The 1590-nt window shown below is 57.0% G+C and carries 1 protein-coding gene and 1 pseudogene; one reads left to right on the forward strand and one right to left on the reverse strand.

Translation table 11 applies throughout. From position 1 onward, the window contains the following. Positions 1–460 (forward strand): annotated as a pseudogene (locus M7Q83_RS14015) (ISAzo13 family transposase); the annotation flags it as partial. Positions 461–486: 26 nt separating this feature from the next. Here M7Q83_RS14015 and M7Q83_RS14020 read toward each other — a convergent pair. Further along, a complete protein-coding gene (locus M7Q83_RS14020; protein ID WP_298340235.1) occupies positions 487–804 on the reverse strand; it encodes a hypothetical protein in 318 nt (105 codons plus the stop codon). Positions 805–1590 lie beyond the last annotated feature (786 nt).

The following is a 1590-nucleotide window of genomic DNA, read 5'->3' on the forward strand; positions in this document are numbered from 1 at the left end:
AACAGGTGGCAAGTTTCAGCGAGAATGGGTGGCAGATTTCAGCGATAACAGGTGGCAAGTTTCAGCGAGAATACGCAGCGGGGGAAGCAACGGCTATCGGGTCCGCCTCTGGCGCAGAGAGCTACAGAGGTTGGCCGACGAACTCCAACTCTCAATCGAGGTCAGTCACTTCCCTCCTGGAACCTCCAAGTGGAACAGGATCGAGCATCGCATGTTCTGTCACATCACCGCCAACTGGAGAGGGCGCCCTTTGACCAGTCGTGAAGTCGTTGTCAATCTGATCGGCTCAACGACAACCAACCAAGGGTTGCGAATCAGGGCGACTCTCGATGAGAACACCTACGCACCCGGAATCAAGGTCTCAGATGAGGAACTCGCCACGCTAGCGATAGAACGCAATGATTTCCACGGTGAATGGAACTACCGACTGAGACCGCGGAATCCGCTGCCTGCCCCATAACTGTTCAGGTTGTTCTTGCTTGACTCCTAAGGTTCACGACCAAAGGGAGGCAGCACGACAAGGGACGAGCGCAAGACTCGAGAGGAGGTGCCGATGCCAGCCTCGCTGGTGCCGATGCCAGCCTCGCTGGTGGCGTTGCTCGGAGAGTTCCGTGGCTGTTTCAGCGCCTGGACGTTCCCGGTGTTCTGTGGACTGGCCTGCGGGCTGCTCGCCCAGGGCGGCCGTCGCACCGTGTGCGGGATGCTGGTCGGCGCACAGCTGTCACGGACCTGGAGCCACCACTGTAGGGTGGCTGGGAGGAGTAGGGTGGCGGGAGGGATCTTCCCCCTCCCCGCTCCCGTCAAACCGGACGTGAACCTCTCAATTCATCCGGCTTCTGGCTCGCAGCTGCTCTGTGTTGGCTCATCCCCAATGCTAGGTTGGCTAGTCCATCACAGCCCGTTCGCCTGGGGCCTTTGCTCGACTCTCATTACAAGAGCTTCATTGCTAATACGCCCCAGTCCGCCCCAGTGCGTAGCATCTGAGTACTCTCGCCTTCGGCTTTCTGGCCTCGGCGTGCTCCCGTTCCCTGGGCTTACCAGGGACAACCACACGACTGGTTCCTCGGTTCGATATGAAAGCCAGTACTACGCTCATGCCACCTATACGCCGGACACCGCCTGGCCAGAACGAGAAAACCCGCCAGACTTATCCCGGGGCAGCCCTCCAACCCTCGGTTCTGATGTCATTTAGCTGGATTACGACGCGTCATCGGATGGTTCGCTTTCGCTCATCTTCGTAGTACATACCTGACGGAGGTACCTCCGCCTTTTAACACAACGCTCACCACCCTGGCTCTTTACCAACGCAGCTTGTGCTGGTTTGATATCCCTTTCTCGCAAAGTTGATATCGGAGGGTCAGGGAGCTAAGCTCCTTCCTCCATCTTTCATATCGCATTGCTTGGCCAGCGACCTAGAAGGTCGACTTATGGTTAGCATTCACAGCACACAGGGGCCTTCCAGATACCCAAAACTTCACTCAACAAAACTCTCAGTTACGAATGCTGGGCTACCTGTTAACGGTCACGAAAACCTGCACACTCACGGACACCTAAATTGCACGGGTACGGTCACTGGTTTTGCATGGGTTA

Source organism: Ferrimicrobium sp. (genome assembly GCF_027364955.1).
GTDB lineage: Bacteria > Actinomycetota > Acidimicrobiia > Acidimicrobiales > Acidimicrobiaceae > Ferrimicrobium.